Annotated in this window: 19 protein-coding genes; 1 reads left to right on the top strand and 18 read right to left on the bottom strand. The window is 66.5% G+C overall.

Annotated features, from left to right (window positions below; translation table 11 throughout):
* Window positions 1–125: 125 nt before the first annotated feature.
* From C1H66_RS03625 to argC, 18 genes are all read right to left on the bottom strand, one after another.
* The gene (locus C1H66_RS03625; RefSeq protein WP_102626549.1) at window positions 126–554 is read right to left on the bottom strand and encodes a F0F1 ATP synthase subunit epsilon; all 429 of its coding nucleotides are present in this window, start codon (window positions 552–554) and stop codon (window positions 126–128) included.
* Window positions 555–579: 25 nt separating this feature from the next.
* Complete coding sequence (gene atpD / locus C1H66_RS03620; protein WP_102626548.1) at window positions 580–1,956, bottom strand: F0F1 ATP synthase subunit beta; 1,377 nt, start codon at window positions 1,954–1,956, stop codon at window positions 580–582.
* A 65-nt stretch (window positions 1,957–2,021) separates the two neighbouring features.
* Window positions 2,022–2,912 (bottom strand): F0F1 ATP synthase subunit gamma, encoded by an 891-nt coding sequence (atpG, locus tag C1H66_RS03615; RefSeq protein WP_102626547.1) that lies wholly within the window; start codon window positions 2,910–2,912, stop codon window positions 2,022–2,024.
* Window positions 2,913–2,981: 69 nt separating this feature from the next.
* Complete coding sequence (gene atpA, locus C1H66_RS03610; protein WP_102626546.1) at window positions 2,982–4,526, bottom strand: F0F1 ATP synthase subunit alpha; 1,545 nt, start codon at window positions 4,524–4,526, stop codon at window positions 2,982–2,984.
* Window positions 4,527–4,542: 16 nt separating this feature from the next.
* A complete protein-coding gene (locus tag C1H66_RS03605; protein ID WP_102626545.1) occupies window positions 4,543–5,079 on the bottom strand; it encodes a F0F1 ATP synthase subunit delta in 537 nt (178 codons plus the stop codon).
* A gap of 11 nt (window positions 5,080–5,090) precedes the next feature.
* Window positions 5,091–5,561, bottom strand: coding sequence for a F0F1 ATP synthase subunit B (locus tag C1H66_RS03600; RefSeq protein WP_102626544.1), 471 nt, complete (start codon window positions 5,559–5,561; stop codon window positions 5,091–5,093).
* Between the two features lie 72 nt (window positions 5,562–5,633).
* Window positions 5,634–5,861 carry a F0F1 ATP synthase subunit C gene (atpE, locus tag C1H66_RS03595; protein WP_089682691.1) on the bottom strand — a complete coding sequence of 76 codons (228 nt, stop codon included), beginning with the start codon at window positions 5,859–5,861 and terminating at the stop codon, window positions 5,634–5,636.
* A gap of 68 nt (window positions 5,862–5,929) precedes the next feature.
* Window positions 5,930–6,757, bottom strand: coding sequence for a F0F1 ATP synthase subunit A (gene atpB / locus C1H66_RS03590; RefSeq protein WP_102626543.1), 828 nt, complete (start codon window positions 6,755–6,757; stop codon window positions 5,930–5,932).
* A 17-nt stretch (window positions 6,758–6,774) separates the two neighbouring features.
* A complete protein-coding gene (locus tag C1H66_RS03585) occupies window positions 6,775–7,170 on the bottom strand; it encodes an ATP synthase subunit I (RefSeq protein WP_102626542.1) in 396 nt (131 codons plus the stop codon).
* A 184-nt stretch (window positions 7,171–7,354) separates the two neighbouring features.
* A complete protein-coding gene (locus tag C1H66_RS03580; RefSeq protein WP_102626541.1) occupies window positions 7,355–8,263 on the bottom strand; it encodes a ParB/RepB/Spo0J family partition protein in 909 nt (302 codons plus the stop codon).
* A 37-nt stretch (window positions 8,264–8,300) separates the two neighbouring features.
* The gene (locus tag C1H66_RS03575) at window positions 8,301–9,071 is read right to left on the bottom strand and encodes a ParA family protein (protein ID WP_102626540.1); all 771 of its coding nucleotides are present in this window, start codon (window positions 9,069–9,071) and stop codon (window positions 8,301–8,303) included.
* 60 nt (window positions 9,072–9,131) lie between these two features.
* Window positions 9,132–9,791, bottom strand: coding sequence for a 16S rRNA (guanine(527)-N(7))-methyltransferase RsmG (rsmG, locus tag C1H66_RS03570; protein ID WP_102626539.1), 660 nt, complete (start codon window positions 9,789–9,791; stop codon window positions 9,132–9,134).
* A complete protein-coding gene (gene mnmG / locus C1H66_RS03565) occupies window positions 9,788–11,683 on the bottom strand; it encodes a tRNA uridine-5-carboxymethylaminomethyl(34) synthesis enzyme MnmG (RefSeq protein ID WP_102626538.1) in 1,896 nt (631 codons plus the stop codon). The genes rsmG and mnmG overlap by 4 nt, the downstream gene beginning before the upstream one ends.
* Window positions 11,684–12,246: 563 nt before the next feature.
* A complete protein-coding gene (locus tag C1H66_RS03560; RefSeq protein ID WP_102626537.1) occupies window positions 12,247–13,014 on the bottom strand; it encodes an amino acid ABC transporter ATP-binding protein in 768 nt (255 codons plus the stop codon).
* A gap of 31 nt (window positions 13,015–13,045) precedes the next feature.
* Window positions 13,046–13,717 (bottom strand): amino acid ABC transporter permease, encoded by a 672-nt coding sequence (locus C1H66_RS03555; protein WP_102626536.1) that lies wholly within the window; start codon window positions 13,715–13,717, stop codon window positions 13,046–13,048.
* Between the two features lie 86 nt (window positions 13,718–13,803).
* Window positions 13,804–14,592 carry a transporter substrate-binding domain-containing protein gene (locus tag C1H66_RS03550; protein ID WP_102626535.1) on the bottom strand — a complete coding sequence of 263 codons (789 nt, stop codon included), beginning with the start codon at window positions 14,590–14,592 and terminating at the stop codon, window positions 13,804–13,806.
* Window positions 14,593–14,688: 96 nt separating this feature from the next.
* Entirely contained in the window at window positions 14,689–15,042 is a 354-nt protein-coding gene (gene erpA, locus C1H66_RS03545; protein WP_102626534.1) for an iron-sulfur cluster insertion protein ErpA, read from the bottom strand.
* Window positions 15,043–15,164: 122 nt separating this feature from the next.
* A complete protein-coding gene (gene argC / locus C1H66_RS03540; RefSeq protein ID WP_102626533.1) occupies window positions 15,165–16,199 on the bottom strand; it encodes an N-acetyl-gamma-glutamyl-phosphate reductase in 1,035 nt (344 codons plus the stop codon).
* A gap of 160 nt (window positions 16,200–16,359) precedes the next feature.
* On the opposite strand from argC, the gene C1H66_RS03535 reads away from it, so the two are divergent.
* Entirely contained in the window at window positions 16,360–18,138 is a 1,779-nt protein-coding gene (locus C1H66_RS03535; RefSeq protein ID WP_102626619.1) for a chloride channel protein, read from the top strand.
* Window positions 18,139–18,146: the final 8 nt, after the last annotated feature.

Below are 18,146 nucleotides of genomic sequence, written 5' to 3'. Positions count from 1 at the left end.
ACGCCGCCAGGGTGCAGGCGATGGTGGCCTGCGTGGAGACGTGTTGTGCAGCGAGCATGATATCAGACACGAAAACGCCCCCCGAACCAGGATCCGGGGGGCGTCTTCCACGGCAGGAGCGTCGATCAGCCCTTGCCGGCCTTCTTGCGCAGTTGCTGGATGGTACGCAGTTGCGCCACGGCCTCGGCGAGTTCGGCCGCGGCGCGAGTGTAATCCAGCTCCGCGGACTTGTCGTTGAACGCCTTCAGCGCATGCTTGCGCGCTTCATCGGCGGCCGCCTCGTCCAGGTCCTTGGCGCGTGCGGCGGAGTCGGCGAGGATGGTCACCACGTCGGGCTGCACTTCGAGGAAGCCGCCGGAGACGTAGTAGTTCTCCTCCTGACCGCCGTCATGGATCACGCGGATCGGGCCAGGCTGAAGCTCGGTCAGCAGCGGCGCGTGACCGGGCAGGATGCCCAGGTCACCCATGATGCCGGACGCGACGAGTTGCTCGACCTGGCCGGAGAACACCCCTTCCTCGGCGCTGACGATTTCGCACTTGAAGCTGTTCGCCATAGTCTTGTCCTCTTGATGGACGACCTTACTTCATCTGGTTGGCTTTCTCGACGGCCTCGTCAATGCTGCCCACCATGTAGAAGGCCTGCTCCGGCAGATCGTCGTACTCGCCGTTGAGGATGCCCTGGAACCCCCGGATGGTGTCCTTCAGCGACACGTACTTGCCCGGGGAGCCGGTGAACACCTCGGCGACGAAGAACGGCTGCGACAGGAAGCGCTGGATCTTCCGCGCCCGGGCCACGGCCTGCTTGTCCTCGTCGGAGAGCTCGTCCATGCCCAGGATCGCGATGATGTCCTTGAGCTCCTTGTAGCGCTGCAGCACGTTCTGCACGCCGCGCGCCGTGTCGTAGTGCTCCTCGCCGACCACCAGCGGGTCGAGCTGACGCGAGGTGGAGTCCAGCGGGTCGATGGCCGGATAGATCCCCAGCTCGGCGATGGAACGTGCCAGTACCACGGTGGCGTCCAGGTGCGAGAAGGTGGTCGCCGGCGACGGGTCGGTCAGGTCGTCCGCGGGCACGTAGACCGCCTGCACGGAGGTGATCGAGCCGGTCTTGGTGGAGGTGATGCGCTCCTGCAGGACGCCCATCTCCGCGGCCAGGGTCGGCTGATAGCCCACCGCCGACGGCATCCGGCCCAGCAGTGCCGAGACCTCGGTACCGGCCAGAGTGTAGCGGTAGATGTTGTCGACGAACAGCAGCACGTCGCGGCCTTCATCGCGGAACTTCTCGGCGATGGTCAGGCCGGTCAGGGCCACGCGCAGACGGTTGCCCGGCGGCTCGTTCATCTGGCCGTAGACCAGCGACACCTTGTCGATGACGTTGGATTCGGTCATCTCGTGGTAGAAGTCGTTACCCTCGCGGGTCCGCTCCCCCACCCCCGCGAACACCGAGTAACCGCTGTGCTCGGTGGCGATGTTGCGGATCAGCTCCATCATGTTGACGGTCTTGCCCACGCCGGCGCCGCCGAACAGGCCGACCTTGCCGCCCTTGGCGAACGGGCAGACCAGGTCGATGACCTTGATGCCGGTCTCCAGCAGCTCGTTGGACGCCGCCTGGTCGGCATAGCTCGGCGCCTTGCGGTGGATCGGCATGCGCTCCTGCTCGCCGATCTCGCCGGCCTCGTCGATCGGCTCGCCGAGTACGTTCATGATCCGGCCCAGGGTCTCCTTGCCCACCGGCACGGAGATGGCCGCGCCGGTGCTGGTGACGTCCAGGCCGCGCTTGAGCCCCTCGGTGGAGCCCATGGCGATGGTGCGCACCACGCCGTCGCCCAGCTGCTGCTGGACCTCGAGTACGGTCTCGACCTCCGAGACCTTCAGCGCGTCGTAGACCTTGGGAACGGTGTCCCGCGGAAACTCTACGTCAATCACCGCGCCGATGATTTGTACGATACGTCCGCTCATCTTGGTTCCTCTCAAATACCTGAAAATGAAACCTGCATGCCGGGAGGGCACCCCCTCCCCTGGCGCTATACGGCGGCGGCGCCACCGACGATCTCGGAGATCTCCTGGGTGATGGCGGCCTGGCGGGCCTTGTTGTAGACCATCTCCAGGTCGTCGATCAGACCGCCGGCGTTGTCGGTGGCGCTCTTCATGGCGATCATCCGCGCCGCCTGCTCGCAGGCGCCGTTCTCGACCACCGACTGATAGACCTGCGACTCGATGAAGCGAATCAGCAGGCTATCGAGCAGCGCCTTGGCATCCGGCTCATACAGGTAGTCCCAGCCTCCGGGACGCTTGTTCTCTTCGGAATGCTTGTGGTGCCCGTTGTTGCCCATGTCGGGCGACAGGGGCAACAGCTGCCTGACCACCGGCTTCTGCGTCATGGTGTTGACGAACTCGTTGTACACCACATAGAGCCGGTCCAGGCGTCCCTCGTCATAGGCATCCAGCATCACCTTCACGCTGCCGATCAGGTCCTCGACCTCGGGCGACTCGCCCAGGTGGCTCTTCGCCGCCACGAGGTTGCCCCCGTAGCTGCGGAAGAAGCCGCCGGCCTTGCTGCCCAGGGCGCAGAAGTCGAGCTCCGCGCCCTTGTCGCGCCACGCCTTGGCATCCTTCAGCACGGCCTTGAACAGGTTGACGTTCAGGCCGCCGCACAGCCCGCGGTCGGTGGAGACGACGATATAGCCCACCCGCCTGGCGTCCCGCTCGATCATGTAGTCGTGGCGGTACTCGGGCTGGGCGTCGGCGATATGACCCACGACGTTGCGGATCTGGCGGGCGTAAGGCTGGCTGGCCTTCATCAGATCCTGCGCCTTACGCATCTTCGATGCAGCCACCATTTCCATGGCGCTGGTGATCTTCTGCGTATTCTTGATGCTCCCGATCTGGGTGCGTATCTCTTTTGCAGCTGCCATAGCGATCTACCCTTCGTTCGTGGCTCTCAGAAAGCTCCAGGGCCCGCCCTCACGGGCGGGCCTGCGGGGTTACCAGCTCTGAGTGGCCTTGAACTTCTCGAGACCCGCCTTCAGCCCTTGCTGGATCTCGTCACTGTAGTCGCCGGTCTGGTTGATCTTGTCGAGCAGCTCGGCATGCTCGGACCTCATGTAGTCGTGCAGGGCACGCTCGAAGTCCAGCACCTTGCTCACGTCGATGTCGTCCAGATGGCCCTCGTTGGCGGCGTACAGGGAGACCCCCATCTCGGCCACCGACAGCGGCGAATACTGCTTCTGCTTCATCAGCTCGGTGACCCGCTGACCGTGCTCGAGCTGCTTGCGGGTGGCCTCGTCCAGGTCGGACGCGAACTGGGAGAAGGCCGCCAGCTCGCGGTACTGGGCGAGCGCCAGGCGCACGCCGCCGCCGAGCTTCTTGATGATCTTGGTCTGGGCCGCACCACCCACCCGGGACACCGACAGGCCGGCGTTGATCGCCGGACGGATGCCCGAGTTGAACAGGTCGGTCTCGAGGAAGATCTGGCCGTCGGTGATCGAGATCACGTTGGTCGGCACGAACGCCGAGACGTCACCGCCCTGGGTCTCGATGATCGGCAGCGCGGTCAGCGAGCCGGTCTTGCCCTTCACTTCACCGTTGGTGAACTTCTCGACATACTCAGCGTTGACGCGAGCGGCACGCTCGAGCAGGCGCGAGTGGAGGTAGAAGACATCACCCGGGTAGGCTTCGCGGCCCGGCGGACGGCGCAGCAGCAGCGAGACCTGACGGTAGGCCCAGGCCTGCTTGGTCAGGTCGTCATAGACGATCATGGCGTCCTGGCCGCGGTCGCGGAAGTACTCGCCCATGGTGCAGCCGGCATAGGGCGCGAGGAACTGCATCGGGGCCGGATCGGCGGCGCCGGCGGCGACCACGATGGTGTGCTCCATGGCGCCGTGCTCTTCGAGCTTGCGCACCACGTTGGCAATGGTCGACTGCTTCTGGCCGATGGCCACGTAGACGCAGGTGACGCCCTTGCCCTTCTGGTTGATGATGGCGTCGACGGCGATCGCCGACTTGCCGATCTGGCGGTCGCCGATGATCAGCTCACGCTGGCCACGACCGATCGGCACCATGGCGTCGATCGACTTGAGACCGGTCTGGATCGGCTGGTCCACCGACTGACGGGTGATGACGCCCGGGGCGACCTTCTCCACCGCGTCGGTCAACTTGGCGCCGATATCGCCCTTGCCGTCGATGGGGTTGCCCAGCGGGTCGACGACGCGACCCACCAGCTCGGGGCCCACCGGCACCTCGAGGATGCGCCCGGTACACTGGGCGGTCATGCCCTCTTCGAGCTGCAGGTAGTCGCCCAGCACCACGGCGCCCACGGAATCGCGCTCGAGGTTGAGCACCATGCCGTAGATGCTGCCGGGAAATTCGATCATCTCGCCGAACATCGCGTCCTCGAGGCCGTGAATCTTCACGATGCCGTCGGAGACGCTGACGATGGTGCCCTGGTTGCGGGCTTCGGATGCGACATCAAGCTTCTCGATCCGCTGCTTGATGATGTCGCTGATCTCGGAAGGATTCAGTTGCTGCATGCCATGTCCCTCAGACTCAGGCGGTAAGGGCTTCGGAGAGGCGGCTCAGTCGACCGCGCACCGACCCGTCGATGACGGTGTCGCCGGCGCGCAGGATGACGCCTCCGAGAAGCTTCGGATCCACCTGAGTGGTAATGGAGATTTCGCGATTCAGGCGCTTCTTGAGCGCGCCGGCGAGCTTCTGCTGCTGTTTGTCGTCCAGTGCGAAGGCCGAGACCACGGTGACGTCGACGCGCTGCTCATGCTCCGCGCGCATGCGCTCGAACTGCTCGGCGATGGCGGGAAGGGTCGACAGGCGCCCCTTCTCGCCCAGGGTCGCGAGGAAGCGACGTGCCGCGTCGTCGACGTTGGCATCGGCCACCTCGATGACCAGGGTCACCTTGCGTTCGGTGGTCAGCCTGGGACTCGACAGGAGCTTCTGGACGTCATGGCTCGCCACCACCTGGCTCAGCTTTCCGAGCCACCCGGCCCAGTCATCCAACGCCCCATGATCGCGCGCGTACTCGAATGCCGCCTTGGCGTAGGGTCGAGCGACGGTTGACGTTTCCGCCATGGATCACCTCCTCACAGTTCGGCGGCAAGCTTGTCGAGCAGCTTGCGATGCGCCTTCTCATCGATGGAGGCTTCCAGGACACGCTCGGCACCGGTGACGGCGAGCGTCGATACCTGGGCACGGAGCTCGTCCTTGGCGCGATTGACTTCCTGCCCGATCTCGGCGCGGGCACTGGCCACCAGGCGCTCGCCTTCGGCTCGGGCCTGCTCGCGGGCTTCCTCGATCATCTGGGAAGACCGCTTGTGCGCCTGCTCGAGAATCTGGGAGGCCTGTTCCTTGCTTTCGCGCAGGGTCTCGGAAGCCTGCTCCTGGGCACGCTCGAGGTCACGCGTCGCACGGCTGGCCGCGTCGAGGCCATCGGCGATCTTCCGCTGGCGCTCATGGAGCGCATTGCTGATCGGCGGCCACACGTACTTTATGCTGAACCAGACAAAGATCGCGAAGGCGATCGTCTGCCCGATAAGCGTCATGTTGATATTCACAGGGATGTACCTCTGACGGATTCGTGGCGACCGGAAACGAGCAAACCGAGCGCGGCGCGCTCGGTGCTGTCGTTAGCCGGCGACGACGAAGATCAGGTACATCGCGATACCGACACCGATCATCGGCACGGCGTCGAGCAGGCCGGCCATGATGAAGGTCTTGGTCTGCAGCTGGTCACCCAGCTCCGGCTGGCGAGCGGTGGACTCGAGCAGCTTGCCGCCCAGCAGGGCGAAGCCGATACCGGTAGCCAGCGCGCCCAGACCGATGATGATGGCAGCAGCAATGTAGACCATTTCCATGATAGTGCTCCTAGTATGTTGATTTTCAATGGGTTATTGGTTGATGAAGTTGCAAGCGTTGCTCGGGTTCAGTGGTGCTCGTGCGCGGCGCTCAGGTACACGATGGAGAGCGTCGTGAAGATGAAGGCCTGCAGAGTGACCACCAGGATGTGGAAGATCGCCCAGGGCACGTCCAGTACCCAGATGGCCCAGAACGGCAGCAGGGCGATCAGGATGAAGATGACCTCACCGGCGAACATGTTGCCGAACAGTCGCAGGCCGAGACCCAGCGGCTTGACCAGCAGGCCGATGATTTCCAGTACCAGATTGAAGGGGATCAGGGCCCAATGGTTGAACGGCGTCAGCGACAGTTCCTTGGCAAAACCACCGGCGCCCTTGACCTTGATGCTGTAGTAGATGATCAGGATGAAGACACCCAGCGCCATGCCCAGGGTGGCATTGGGATCGGTGGTGGGCACGATCTTCATGTACTCGACCCCGAGGCGGGAGAACAGCTCGGGAAAGTAGTCGACCGGCAGGATCTTGAGGCTGTTCATCAGCAGGATCCAGATGAACAGCGTCAGCGCCAGCGGGGCGATGACCGGGTTCTTGCCGTGGAAGGCGGAGCGGGTGAGGTTCTCGATGAACTCGATGACCATCTCGACGCCGTTCTGCAGCCTGCCGGGGACGCCGGTGGTGGCCAGCTTGCCGGCCTTGCGGAACAGCCCGACGAACACCAGCCCCATGGCGATGGACCAGCCCATGGTATCCAGGTGAATGGCCCAGAAGCCCATCTCGGCAGCCTCGCTGGAGGTGCTGGCCAGGGACCAGCCGTTCTCGGGATGCTTGCCGAAGGTCAAATTCTGTAAGTGGTGCTGGATATAGTACGTCGCCGTGACTTCATTACCTGCTGCCATGCGGTGATTACCTCGGTTCAGGGGGTCGGCCTTTCACGCAGCAGCCAGGGAGCCAGCCAGTGCACGAAGAGTGCCGCCACATATGCGCTGAAGAAAAAAATCGGGTTTGAGGGGGGCACTGTGATGAAGACCACCACGAACAGTGCCACCGTCAAACCGAACTTTCCCGCCTCGGCGCGGTAGAAATTCGACACGTAGCGCCTCGCCTGCCTTCCTCCTCGGACGCTACCCAGCCGCCAGACGAAATAGAGCTGGGGGACCAGGCAGACCAGCCCGCCGGCGAGCGCCGAGGAGAGGGCTTCGCTCCCCGATGCCAGGCCGGCCACCAGCACCATGGCCAGCACGACGAGCCCCTGAACCACCAGCAGGCGGCGAAATGACGGTCGCCGCCGGGCGGCAGAAGCTCTGCGCATGTTGCCGGATCCGCTGCCGAACTGCGTGTCATGACATTTCACGCCCCGGAGGGCGCAGGCAAACCACCGCGGATTATAGGGAAGCCCCCCCGGGCCTTCAACCGACACGGCGCCGATTTCACGCGATAGCCGCTCACTTTTCGACCAAAGGTGCAGATCCTGTCGACAGCCCGTCGCGGAGAACTCAGCGGATGTGCTCCAGGATACCGTCGAGCTCGTCGAGGCTGGCGTAGCGGATCGTGACCCGCCCCTTGCCCCCGCGGCCGTGCTGAATCTTCACCGGGGCGCCGAGCAGCTCACCCAGCCGGGTCTCGAGGCGTGCTACATCGGGGCTCGGTGTCGGCCGCTCGGCCTTGCGCGGCTCGCCGGCGGCGAGACGCTTGACCAGCGCTTCGGTGTCGCGGACGGTGAGGTCCTTGTTGACCACCTCGTGGGCGGCCTTGCGCTGCTTGGCCCCGGAAAGCGCCAGCAGGGCCCGGGCGTGGCCCATGTCCAGATCACCGCGCTCGAGCAGGGTCTGCACCTCGGGGTCCAGCGCCAGCAGGCGCAGCAGGTTGGCGACCTGGGCACGGGACCGGCCCACCGCATCGGCCGCCTGCTGCTGGGTGAGCTCGAACTCCTCGAGCAGCCGCTTGAGGGCCAGCGCCTCTTCCACCGGATTGAGGTTCTCGCGCTGGATGTTCTCGATCAGCGCCAGCGCCAGCGCCACCTGGTCGCTGACCTCGCGGATGACCGCGGGAATGACGTCCAGCTCCGCCAGTTGGGCGGCGCGCCAGCGACGCTCGCCGGCGATGATCTCGTAGCGCTCCGCGCCGACGGGACGCACCACGATGGGCTGCATCACGCCCTGGGCACGGATCGAGTCGGCCAGTTCCTCCAGCGCCTCGGGCTGGATATCGCGCCGCGGCTGGTACTTGCCACGGGTGAGCTGGCCCAGCGGCAGGCGTTCGAGCCGCTCCTCGGCTGCCGGCGCCTCGCCCTCCTCCGGCCGGGTCGGGTCGACGCCCGGCAGATCCAGGTTCTCGCGGCGGCGGGCATTGGCACCGATCAGGGCATCCAGGCCGCGTCCCAGGGCGCGTTTATTGCGCGTCATCGACATTCCCTCATCACAGCGGATTACAGCGCTCGGCCTACAGCGACAGCCGGCGGATCAGCTCCTTGGCCAGCACCCGGTGGGCCTGGCTGCCGCGCGAGAAGCGCGCGTACTTGGTCACCGGCAGGCCATGGCTCGGCGCCTCGGCGACCCGCACGTTGCGCGGGATGGTGGTCTTGAGCAGGGCGTCACCGAAGTAGTCGCGCAACTGCTTGCTGACATCCCGGGTCAGGCTGTTGCGCGAGTCGAACATGGTGCGCAGGATGCCGTAGACCTCCAGGTCCCGGTTCACGCTGTCCTTGATCTGTTCGACGGTATCGAGCAGCGCCGAGAGCCCCTCGAGGGCGTAGAACTCGCACTGCAGGGGAATCAGCACGCCGTGGGCGGCGGTCAGGGCATTGACGGTGAGCATGTTGAGCGACGGCGGACAGTCGATCAGCACCACGTCGTACTCGCCGGCCACGTCGGAGAGCGCCTCGATCAGACAACGCTCACGCCCCTCGTCGCGGTCGAGCAGTTCGACCTCGGCGGCGGTCAGGTCGCCGTTGCCCGGCAGCAGCGCGAAGCCGGCCGCCGGACAGTCGAGGATCACCTCGGCGGAGCGCCGATCCCCCAGCAGCACGTCGAGCACACTGCCGTCGAGCTCATGCTTGTCCACGCCGCTGCCCATGGTGGCATGGCCCTGGGGATCCAGATCGACCAGCAGCACGCGGCGGTCCAGCGCCGCCAGGCTGGCGGCCAGATTGACGGCGGTGGTGGTCTTGCCCACGCCGCCCTTCTGGTTGGTCAAGGCGATTATCTTGGTCACGGGCAACTCCCTTGCTGGGAAACACGGATGTACACGCGGCGCTCCCCTCGAACGAACAACTCACGGGTGGGCCTGGGTGGCCCCCCGACGCTCGAGGAGCACCAGCAGACGACTGCCGACATCGAAGGGCACCGTGAGCGCGTGCCTCGCGACCGGGACGACGTCTTCCGGCAGCCCCGCCAGTTCGTCCTCCACGGCCGGCCCCTTCATGGCCAGCCACTTGCCTCCCGGGGCGAGCAGATGGCCGGTGAGACCGATGAAATCACCGAGGCTGGCGAAGGCCCGCGAGATCACCTGGTCGAAGCGTCCCTCGAACGCCTCGACCCGGGCCTGCACCGGGGTGACGTTGGTCAGCCCCAATTCCAGCACGGCCTGGCGTTGAAAGCGTACCTTCTTGCCGTTGCTGTCGAGCAGCGTGACCGCGAGGTCCGGCCTGAGAATCGCCAGTACCAGCCCCGGCAGCCCCGGCCCCGAGCCCACGTCGAGCAGGGTCGGGCCCTGGACGAAGGGCAGCACCGCGGCGCTGTCGAGCAGGTGCCGGGCCACCATCTCGTCGGGCGTGCGTATCGCGGTGAGGTTATAGGCGCGGTTCCACTTGTGCAACAGCGCCAGCAGGCCCAGCAGCCGACGGGACTGCTCGTCATCCACGTCGATGCCCAGCTCGGTCAGGCCGCGTTCGAGGCGGGTGCCGACGGTCGACTCGAAGGGGGGCGGTATCATGCGTTGGCCACCCGACCGCTCTCGAGAAGCCGGCGCTTCTTGAGGTGGATCAGCAGGATCGAGACCGCCGCCGGGGTCACGCCGGAGATGCGCGAGGCCTGGGCCAGGGTCTCGGGGCGGGCCGCGGCCAGCTTCTGACGGATCTCGTGGGAGAGCCCCTCGACCCGGTCATAGTCGAGGTCGGTGGGCAGCGGTGTGGCCTCGTGACGCTTGAGCCGGTCGATCTCGTCCTGCTGACGGTCGATATAGCCCTGGTACTTGGCCTGGATCTGGACCTGTTCGGCGACCGCGGCGTCGCTCACCGGCTGGCCGGCAAGCCCGGCCACGTCGCCATAGCCGAGCTCGGGACGCTTGAGCAGGTCGAGCAGGCTGTACTCGCGTGCCAGCGCCTTGCCGGTCCTGGCCTCGACGGCCTCGGCGGCCGCACTGCCGGGTTGCACCCAGCTGGCCCTGAGCCGGGCGCTCTCCCGCTCGATGGCCTCGCGCTTGGTGGCGAAGGCCGCCCAGCGGGCATCGTCGACCAGCCCGAGTTCGCGGCCGGTCTCGGTGAGGCGCAGGTCGGCGTTGTCCTCCCGCAACAGCAGCCGGTACTCGGCCCGCGAGGTGAACATGCGGTAGGGCTCCTTCGTCCCCAGGGTGATCAGGTCGTCGACCAGCACGCCCAGGTAGGCCTCGTCGCGGCGTGGCCACCAGGCCTCGAGCCCCTTGGCCCGCCGGGCGGCATTGAGCCCGGCCAGCAGCCCCTGGGCGCCGGCCTCCTCGTAGCCGGTGGTGCCGTTGATCTGCCCGGCGAAGAACAGGTTGTGGATAAACTTCGTCTCCAGGGAGTGCCTGAGGTCCCGCGGGTCGAAGAAGTCGTACTCGATGGCGTAGCCGGGCCGGGTGATATGGGCGTTCTCGAGGCCCGCGATGGAGCGCACCACCTGCAGTTGCACGTCGAAGGGCAACGAGGTGGAGATGCCGTTGGGGTAGAGCTCGTGGGTGTCGAGGCCCTCGGGCTCGATGAACACCTGGTGGCTCGCCTTGTCGGCGAAGCGGTGCACCTTGTCCTCGATGGAGGGGCAATAGCGCGGCCCGACCCCCTCGATCACCCCGGAATGCATCGGCGAGCGGTCGAGGTTGGCCAGGATGATCTCGTGGCTACGCTCGTTGGTGTGGGCGATGTGGCAGCTCACCTGGCGCGGATGCTGATCGCGCCGGCCCATGAACGACATCACCGGCGTCGGGGTATCACCGGGCTGCTCCTCGAGCACCGAGAAATCGAGACTCCTGGCATCGAGGCGCGGCGGCGTCCCGGTCTTCAGGCGATCGACCCGGAACGGCAGTGCCCGCAGCCGCTCGGCCAGGGCATTGGACGGTGGATCCCCGGCGCGGCCGCCGCGACTCCGGTCGAGCCCGATATGGATCACCCCGCCGAGGAAGGTGCCGGTGGCGAGCACGACGGTCTCGCCGCGGAAGCGGATGCCGGTCTCGGTGACCACGCCACGCACGGTGTCGCCATCGACGATGAGATCGCCGGCGGCCTGCTGGAACAGCGTCAGGTTGGGCTGGTTCTCCAGCATCCCGCGGATGGCCGCCTTGTAGCGAACCCGGTCGGCCTGGGCGCGAGTGGCGCGTACGGCGGGCCCCTTGCGGGCGTTGAGTACCCGGAACTGGATCCCGCCGAGGTCGGTGGCCGACGCCATGGCACCGCCCAGGGCATCGATCTCCTTGACCAGGTGGCTTTTGCCGATCCCGCCGATGGCGGGGTTGCAGGACATCTGGCCGAGCGTCTCGATGTTGTGGGTCAACAGCAGGGTCTGACAGCCCATGCGAGCGGAGGCCAGAGCGGCTTCGGTTCCCGCATGGCCACCGCCGATGACGATGACGTCAAAGCGGTCGGGATACTCCAAGGTGCACCTCGTTTGGCGCCGTGGCGCCGATGTCGTTGTTTCGGGTCGTCGATAGGGACCGTCGGAAAGTGAGTCCGAATCAGCCCGGCAGTATAAACCTCCTGTGGGTAATCGTCAGGGTTTTCCACACCGGGTCTCGCCGAAGGCCGCCTGCGGGCTTGCCAGCTAATCAGATAAAACAGAATAAAAGAGAGAAGTTCTGTTGTGGTAGTGACTATAGGTGTGGACAAAATCCGGGGATAACCATGTTTTCTCTTTTATTATCCACTGGTTGCATTGTTGACCAAGAGCTGGACAAGGGGGCGGGTGGCTGCGTACAGCTGGTCGAGAGGCTGTGGACGGAATGGCGACTTGCCCACAGCGACGCGGGCGCACCGCTTGTCCACCGCCGGCTACCGGGCTTGTGCCCGTAGCTGTGAACATCCCTTCGCGGGTGCAACGAAGCCGACGGTGGCGGGGGGTTCAGCGCCTTGGAGAGGACCTGTGCAGGAATTCTGTCCACAGGCAGAAAAAAGGCCCTGTCGTTGACGACAGGGCCGCGAAGGTGGCCGGAAAGGCAGGATTCAGTGCTTGAGCACCCGTGACAGGAAGTTCCGGGTGCGTTCGTTCTGCGGTGAGTCGAAGAGTCGTTCGGGGGGGGCCTGCTCGACGATCTCCCCCTGGTGGATGAAGATCACCCGGTCGGCCACCTCGCGGGCGAAGCCCATCTCGTGGGTGACGATCACCATGGTCATGCCCTCCTTCGCCAGTTCACGCATGGCGTCGAGCACCTCGCCGATCATCTCCGGGTCGAGCGCCGAGGTGGGTTCGTCGAACAGCATCAGCCGCGGTTCCATGGCCAGCGCCCGGGCCAGGGCCACCCGCTGCTGCTGGCCGCCGGAGAGCTGGCCGGGATGCTTGGCACTCTGGTCGGCGATGCCGACGCGCTCGAGCAGCCGTTCGGCGGTCTCGACGGCATCCGCCCGGCTCCAGCCGCGCACCTTCATGGGGGCCAGGATGACGTTGTCGAGCACGCTGAGATGGGGAAAGAGGTTGAACTGCTGGAACACCATGCCGACCTCGGTGCGGATCTTCTGCAGCGCCCTGGCACTCTTGCCGTCGGGCAGCAACTCCTTGGCGTCGACCTCGATATGGCCCTGCTGGAACTCCTCGAGGCCGTTGATGCAGCGGATCAGGGTCGACTTGCCGGAGCCGCTGGCGCCGATCACCACTACCACCTCGCCGGGCTGGACCTCGAGGTCGATATCCTTGAGCACGTGCAGGTTACCGAAGTGCTTGTTGACCCTCGCCATGCGCACGATGGGCGTCGTGGTCGTCTTGCTCTGTGTCATGCGGTGGTTCCCCTAGCAGTCTCGTGGACCTTCACTGGCCGACCAGGCCGCGGCGCTCGAGCAGGCGCAGCGCGATGGAGAGGCTCCAGGTGATGGCCAGGTACATCAGGGCCACCATGAAGTAGACCTCGAGGGCGGTGAAGGTGGTGGCGATGTAGATCTGCCCCTGGCGCACCAGTTCGCCGACGCCGATCACCGAGAACAGCGAGGTGTCCTTGATGCTGATGATGCCCTGGTTGCCGAGGGGCGGGATCATGCGTCGGAAGGCCTGGGGCCAGATCACGTAGCGGAAGGCCTGGGCGCGGGAGAGCCCCAGCGACAGCGACGCCTCGCGCTGGCCGCGCTCGATGGACTGAACGCCGCCACGCACCACCTCGGAGATGTAGGCGCCGGAGTTGACCGCGATGGCGGCGATGCCGGCGGTGAGGGCGTTGATCGGGCCGCCGAGGAGCTGTGGCAGGCCGTAGAAGATGAACAGCACCTGGACCAGGATCGGGGTGCCGCGGAACACCTCGATGTAGAGGATGGCGGGAAAGCGCAGCCAGCGCAGTGGGCTGATGCGCAGCAGGCCGAAGAAGATACCGATGAAAAAGCCGATGGCCAGGCCGCCGAAGGAGATCAGCAGGGTCCAGGGAATGCCCGGCAACAGGTGCGGAATCGAGCGCAGGGCCGCCGCCCAGTCGAATTGAAAGGTCACTTCCACGTGAGGTTCTCCGGAGTGTCGGGGGCCGGAAACGACGCGGGGCCGGGAGCGCCTGCCGCCCGGCCCCGCTCAGGCCGACTGGTCGCTCAGTCGTCGCTCGGCGACTCGCCGAACCACTTCTCGTAGATCTCGTCGTAGGTGCCGTCTTCGCGCATCTCGGCCAGCGCCTGGTTCACCGGCTCGACCCACTGGCTGCCCTTGTGGAAGACGATGCCGTATTGCTGGCCCTCGTAGAGCGGCCCGACCACCTTGGTGCGGCCTTCGCCGCGGGTCTGGGAGAAGTAGGCGACATTGGGGGCGTCGTAGAAGGCGGCATCGACGTTGCGGCCGAGCAGCGCCATGTACATGTCGCTGTTGCCCGGGTAGGGAGTGATGTCGGCGCGGTCGCCCAGGGTCTCCTCGAGGAAGTCGTAGCTGGTGGAGCCGATACGAGTGGCGATGGACATGCCCTCGAGGTCCTCGATGGTCTCGACGCTGTCGTTGTCGGCACGCACGATGATCTGCAGGCCGGAGTCGTAGTAGGGGTCGGAGAAGTCGACGATCTCGGCGCGTTCCTCGGTGATGGTCACGCCGGCGATGGCGATCTCCTGACTGCCGGTCTGCACCGCGGGAATGATCCCGGCAAACTCCATGGTGGTGAGGTCCACCTCGAAGCCGGCCCGTTCGGCGACGGCGTTGATGACGTCCATGTCGAACCCGATCATCTCGCCGGTGTCCGGATCCATCATCTCGAAGGGGACGAAACTCGGGTCGGTGACGACCTTGACGGTGGGCGTCTGGGCGATGCCCTGGCCGGCGAGGCCGAGGCCCAGCGCCAGGGTGGCGGCCAGTGCGGATTGCTTCGGCAGCGATGAAGCGATGGTGGATCTGTTCATGTGGCTCCCCGTTTTGTAGGACTTTTACCGGTGGGATTCGCCCTTTCAACCTTGGCGAGGTTCCATGACAGCGTCAAGTCGCGGGGAAGCGGGGGATCAGACCATGAAAGACGCGCCACAGCCGCAGGTGGTGGTGGCGTTGGGGTTCTGGACCAGGAAGCGGGCACCGGCCAGCCCCTCCTCGAAGTCCACGGTGGAGCCGACCAGGTACTGGTAGGAGAGCGGGTCGACCACCAGGGCGACATCGCCGAAGGGGATCAGGGTGTCGTCCTCGGCGATCTCGTCGGCGAAGTCGAAGCCGTACTGGAAGCCCGAACAGCCGCCGCCGGTCACGTAGACCCGCAGCTTCAGCTCGGCATTGCCCTCTTCCTCGATCAATGCCGTGAGGCGCGCACGGGCGCTGTCCGACAGCATCAAGGGGGTGGGGACGAAGGATTCGGCACCGCTCATGGAAGAGCTCCCTGAAGGGAAATGGAGTATTCGACCGTCCATTATCCCCAATCCCCAGCAAAAGGGTCAACTTTTGTGGGAGGGACCTTCCCTCGGCGCCCTCAATGTCCAGGGGAGTGAGATCAGGGCATCAGCGCGGGGGCCGACAGGCCGGCGCGTTCGTCGAAGCCGAACATCAGGTTGAGGTTCTGGACCGCCTGGCCGGAGGCGCCCTTGACCAGGTTGTCGATCACCGACAGCACCACCACGGTGTCGCCGTCGCCGGGGCGGTGCACGGCGAGACGGCAGAGGTTGGCGCCCTTGACGCTGCGCGTCTCGGGGTGGCTGCCGGCGGGCATGACGTCGACGAAGGGCTCGTCCGCGAAGCGCCGTTCGAACAGCGCCTGGAGGTCGTCCGGCTCGGCGGTGAGCCGCCCGTAGAGGGTGGCGTGGATGCCGCGGATCATCGGCGTCAGGTGGGGCACGAAGGTCAGTCCCACCGGGCCGCCCGCGGCATCACCGAGCCCCTGACGGATCTCCGGCAGGTGGCGATGGCCGCCGGCACCGTAGGCCTTCATCGATTCGCTGGCCTCGGCGAGCAGCGAGGGCACCTTGGCACCGCGGCCGGCACCGGTGACACCGGACTTGCAGTCGGCGATCACCCGGTCGGCGTCGATCAGGCCGGCCTCGAGCAGCGGCAGCAGGCCGAGCTGCACGGCGGTGGGATAGCAGCCGGGCACGGCGATCAGGCGCGCCTTGCGGATGCGTTCACGGTGCATCTCCGGCAGGCCGTAGACCGCCTCGTCGAGCAGCGCCGGGGCGCCGTGGGGCTGGCCGTACCAGTGGGCCCATTCCGCGGCGTCGCGCAGGCGGAAGTCGGCCGAGAGATCGATCACCCGGGTGCCCTTGTCGAGCAGCTCGCCGGCCAGGGCGTGGGCGACCCCGTGGGGGGTGGCGAAGAACACCGCGTCGCAGGCGCCGAGGCGCTCGGCGTCGGGCTCGCTGAAGGCGAGGTCGTCGTAGTGGCCGCGCAGGTTGGGGTACATGTCGCCGACGCGCACGCCCGTCTCGGAGCGGGAGGTGATCGCCTCCACCTCGACCTCGGGGTGCTGCGCCAGCAGCCTGAGCAATTCGACCCCGGTGTACCCGGTGCCGCCGACGATTCCGACCTTGATCACGATGCCCTCCTTCCCGATGGTTTGACGAGCCTGTCGCCCCGGCGTGGACGCTGCGTCGAACGCCTGCCGCAGCCGGGACCTCTGATGACGCTTATGATACACAAGAGAGGGGGCGCCTACCCAGGCCGCTCTCCGCCACCGGATGAACAGGACCGTCGCCGTGCCGCGCTTCTCGCTCCCCGACCTCAGCCTGGAAGGCTTCCGCCGCCAGCTGGCCAATGTCGATGCCCTGCCCCAGCTGTGCGTGCTGGGCGTGCTCTCGGGGCTGATCACCGGGGGGTTGATGGTGGGGTTCCGCCTGCTGCTCGACCTGGGGGCCCTGGCCTTCATGCCGGGGGGCGATTCCGAGGCCTTCGAGGGGCTCTCCCGCGAGGTGCGGGCCGCCCTGCCGATGGTGGCGGTGGCCGTCATCGGACTCCTGCTGTGGCGCCAGCCGGCGGCGGCCCGCAAGCTGGGCGTCGGCCACGTGATCGAGCGACTGACCTACCACCAGGGGCGCTTTCCGCTGCGCAACTGGCTCAACCAGTGGTGGGTCGGCGTGGTCTCGGTGCTCGGCGGGCTCTCCGCCGGCCGCGAGGGGCCGGCGATCCACCTGGGGGCGGCGGCCTCCAGTGGCCTGGGGCAACGGCTGCGGCTGCCCCACAACAGCCTGCGGGTACTGGTGGCCTGCGGTACCGCGGCGGGTATCTCGGCCTCCTTCAATACCCCCATCGCGGGGGTCATCTTCGCCATGGAAGTGGTGATGATGGAGTACACCATCGCCGGCTTCATGCCGGTGATCCTCGCCTCGACCATGGGGGCCGTGGTGGCCCAGCTGGTCTACGGTTCCGAACCCGCCTTCCAGGTACCCACGGTGAGCCTGGGGTCGATGTTCAACCTGCCCTGGATCGTGATCACCGCCCTGCTGATCGGACTGCTGGCCGGCGCCTTCATCCATGTGGCGAAGAGCGCGCGGCTCACCGGCCTGCCGGTCTGGCTGCGCCTGTCGCTGGTGGCGGTGGCCACGGCGGGCGTGGCCTGGTGGTACCCGGAGGCACAGGGCATCGGCTATGACAGCCTGGCGGCGTCGCTCGTCGGTGACCTGGCCGTGGACGTGCTGCTGGCGCTGGTGGTGGCCAAGCTGCTGCTCACGGCGATCACCGTGGCCAGCGGCATTCCCATCGGCATCATCGGTCCGGTGCTGGTGATCGGTGCCGCCGCGGGTGCCCTGATGGGCCTGGCGGGGGGCTGGCTGTGGCCGGGCACCGCCGCCGACCCGGGGCTCTATGCCATGCTCGGCATGGCGGCCATGATGGGGGCGGTGCTGCAGGCGCCACTGGCGGCGCTGATGGCGCTGCTCGAGCTGACCCATAACCCCAACATCATCCTGCCCGGCATGCTGGCGGTGGTGGTATCCGGCCTCACCACCCGCCAGCTGTGTCGCTGCGACGGGTTCTTCATCAGCGTCACCCGCCACGGCCTGCATCCCCTGCAGCAGCCGCTGATGCAGGCGCTCTCCCGGGTCTCGGTGCCGGCGGTGATGGAGCGCAACCTGGTGCGCACGCCGCGGATGGTGACCCGCGACCAGGCACGGGGTCTGCTCGAGGCCAACCCGGTCTGGGTATTGATCGAACGCTCCACCGACGACAAGCTGACCCTGGCCCTCAAGGCCGCCGACCTGGCGCGCTGGCTGATGGGGCAGGAGGCGACGGAGGACGAGCGGGAGCGCGATGAGGGTGAACTGCTCGACCTGCTGGAGATTCCCGGCCTGCGCCTGGAGATGGCACCGATCCACCTGCAGGCGACCCTCTCGGAGGCCTTTGCCCGTCTCAACGACCAGGCGGTGGATGCCCTCTACGTGGAGCATGGTCACCGGCCGAAGCAGAAGCGGATTTCCGGTATCATCACCCGCGGCGCCATCGAGCGCTATTACCGTTTCGACCCGTCGTCGCCCTCCTGAGGAGCCCA

This window comes from Halomonas heilongjiangensis, from assembly GCF_002879645.1.
GTDB classification, from domain to species: Bacteria; Pseudomonadota; Gammaproteobacteria; order Pseudomonadales; family Halomonadaceae; genus Halomonas; species Halomonas heilongjiangensis.
This window is presented reverse-complemented; position numbering and strand designations above follow the sequence as displayed.

Bases quoted from the DNA above. Each gene is read 5' to 3' on its own strand.
- C1H66_RS03550 (WP_102626535.1), bottom strand. From the start codon at position 14,592: ATGAACAGATCCACCATCGCTTCATCGCTGCCGAAGCAATCCGCACTG.
- erpA (WP_102626534.1), bottom strand. From the start codon at position 15,042: ATGAGCGGTGCCGAATCCTTCGTCCCCACCCCCTTGATGCTGTCGGAC.
- atpB (WP_102626543.1), bottom strand. From the start codon at position 6,757: ATGGCAGCAGGTAATGAAGTCACGGCGACGTACTATATCCAGCACCAC.
- C1H66_RS03580 (WP_102626541.1), bottom strand. From the start codon at position 8,263: ATGACGCGCAATAAACGCGCCCTGGGACGCGGCCTGGATGCCCTGATC.
- rsmG (WP_102626539.1), bottom strand. From the start codon at position 9,791: ATGATACCGCCCCCCTTCGAGTCGACCGTCGGCACCCGCCTCGAACGC.
- C1H66_RS03625 (WP_102626549.1), bottom strand. From the start codon at position 554: ATGGCGAACAGCTTCAAGTGCGAAATCGTCAGCGCCGAGGAAGGGGTG.
- C1H66_RS03585 (WP_102626542.1), bottom strand. From the start codon at position 7,170: ATGCGCAGAGCTTCTGCCGCCCGGCGGCGACCGTCATTTCGCCGCCTG.
- C1H66_RS03605 (WP_102626545.1), bottom strand. From the start codon at position 5,079: ATGGCGGAAACGTCAACCGTCGCTCGACCCTACGCCAAGGCGGCATTC.
- C1H66_RS03560 (WP_102626537.1), bottom strand. From the start codon at position 13,014: ATGACACAGAGCAAGACGACCACGACGCCCATCGTGCGCATGGCGAGG.
- atpA (WP_102626546.1), bottom strand. From the start codon at position 4,526: ATGCAGCAACTGAATCCTTCCGAGATCAGCGACATCATCAAGCAGCGG.
- atpG (WP_102626547.1), bottom strand. From the start codon at position 2,912: ATGGCAGCTGCAAAAGAGATACGCACCCAGATCGGGAGCATCAAGAAT.
- atpD (WP_102626548.1), bottom strand. From the start codon at position 1,956: ATGAGCGGACGTATCGTACAAATCATCGGCGCGGTGATTGACGTAGAG.
- atpE (WP_089682691.1), bottom strand. From the start codon at position 5,861: ATGGAAATGGTCTACATTGCTGCTGCCATCATCATCGGTCTGGGCGCG.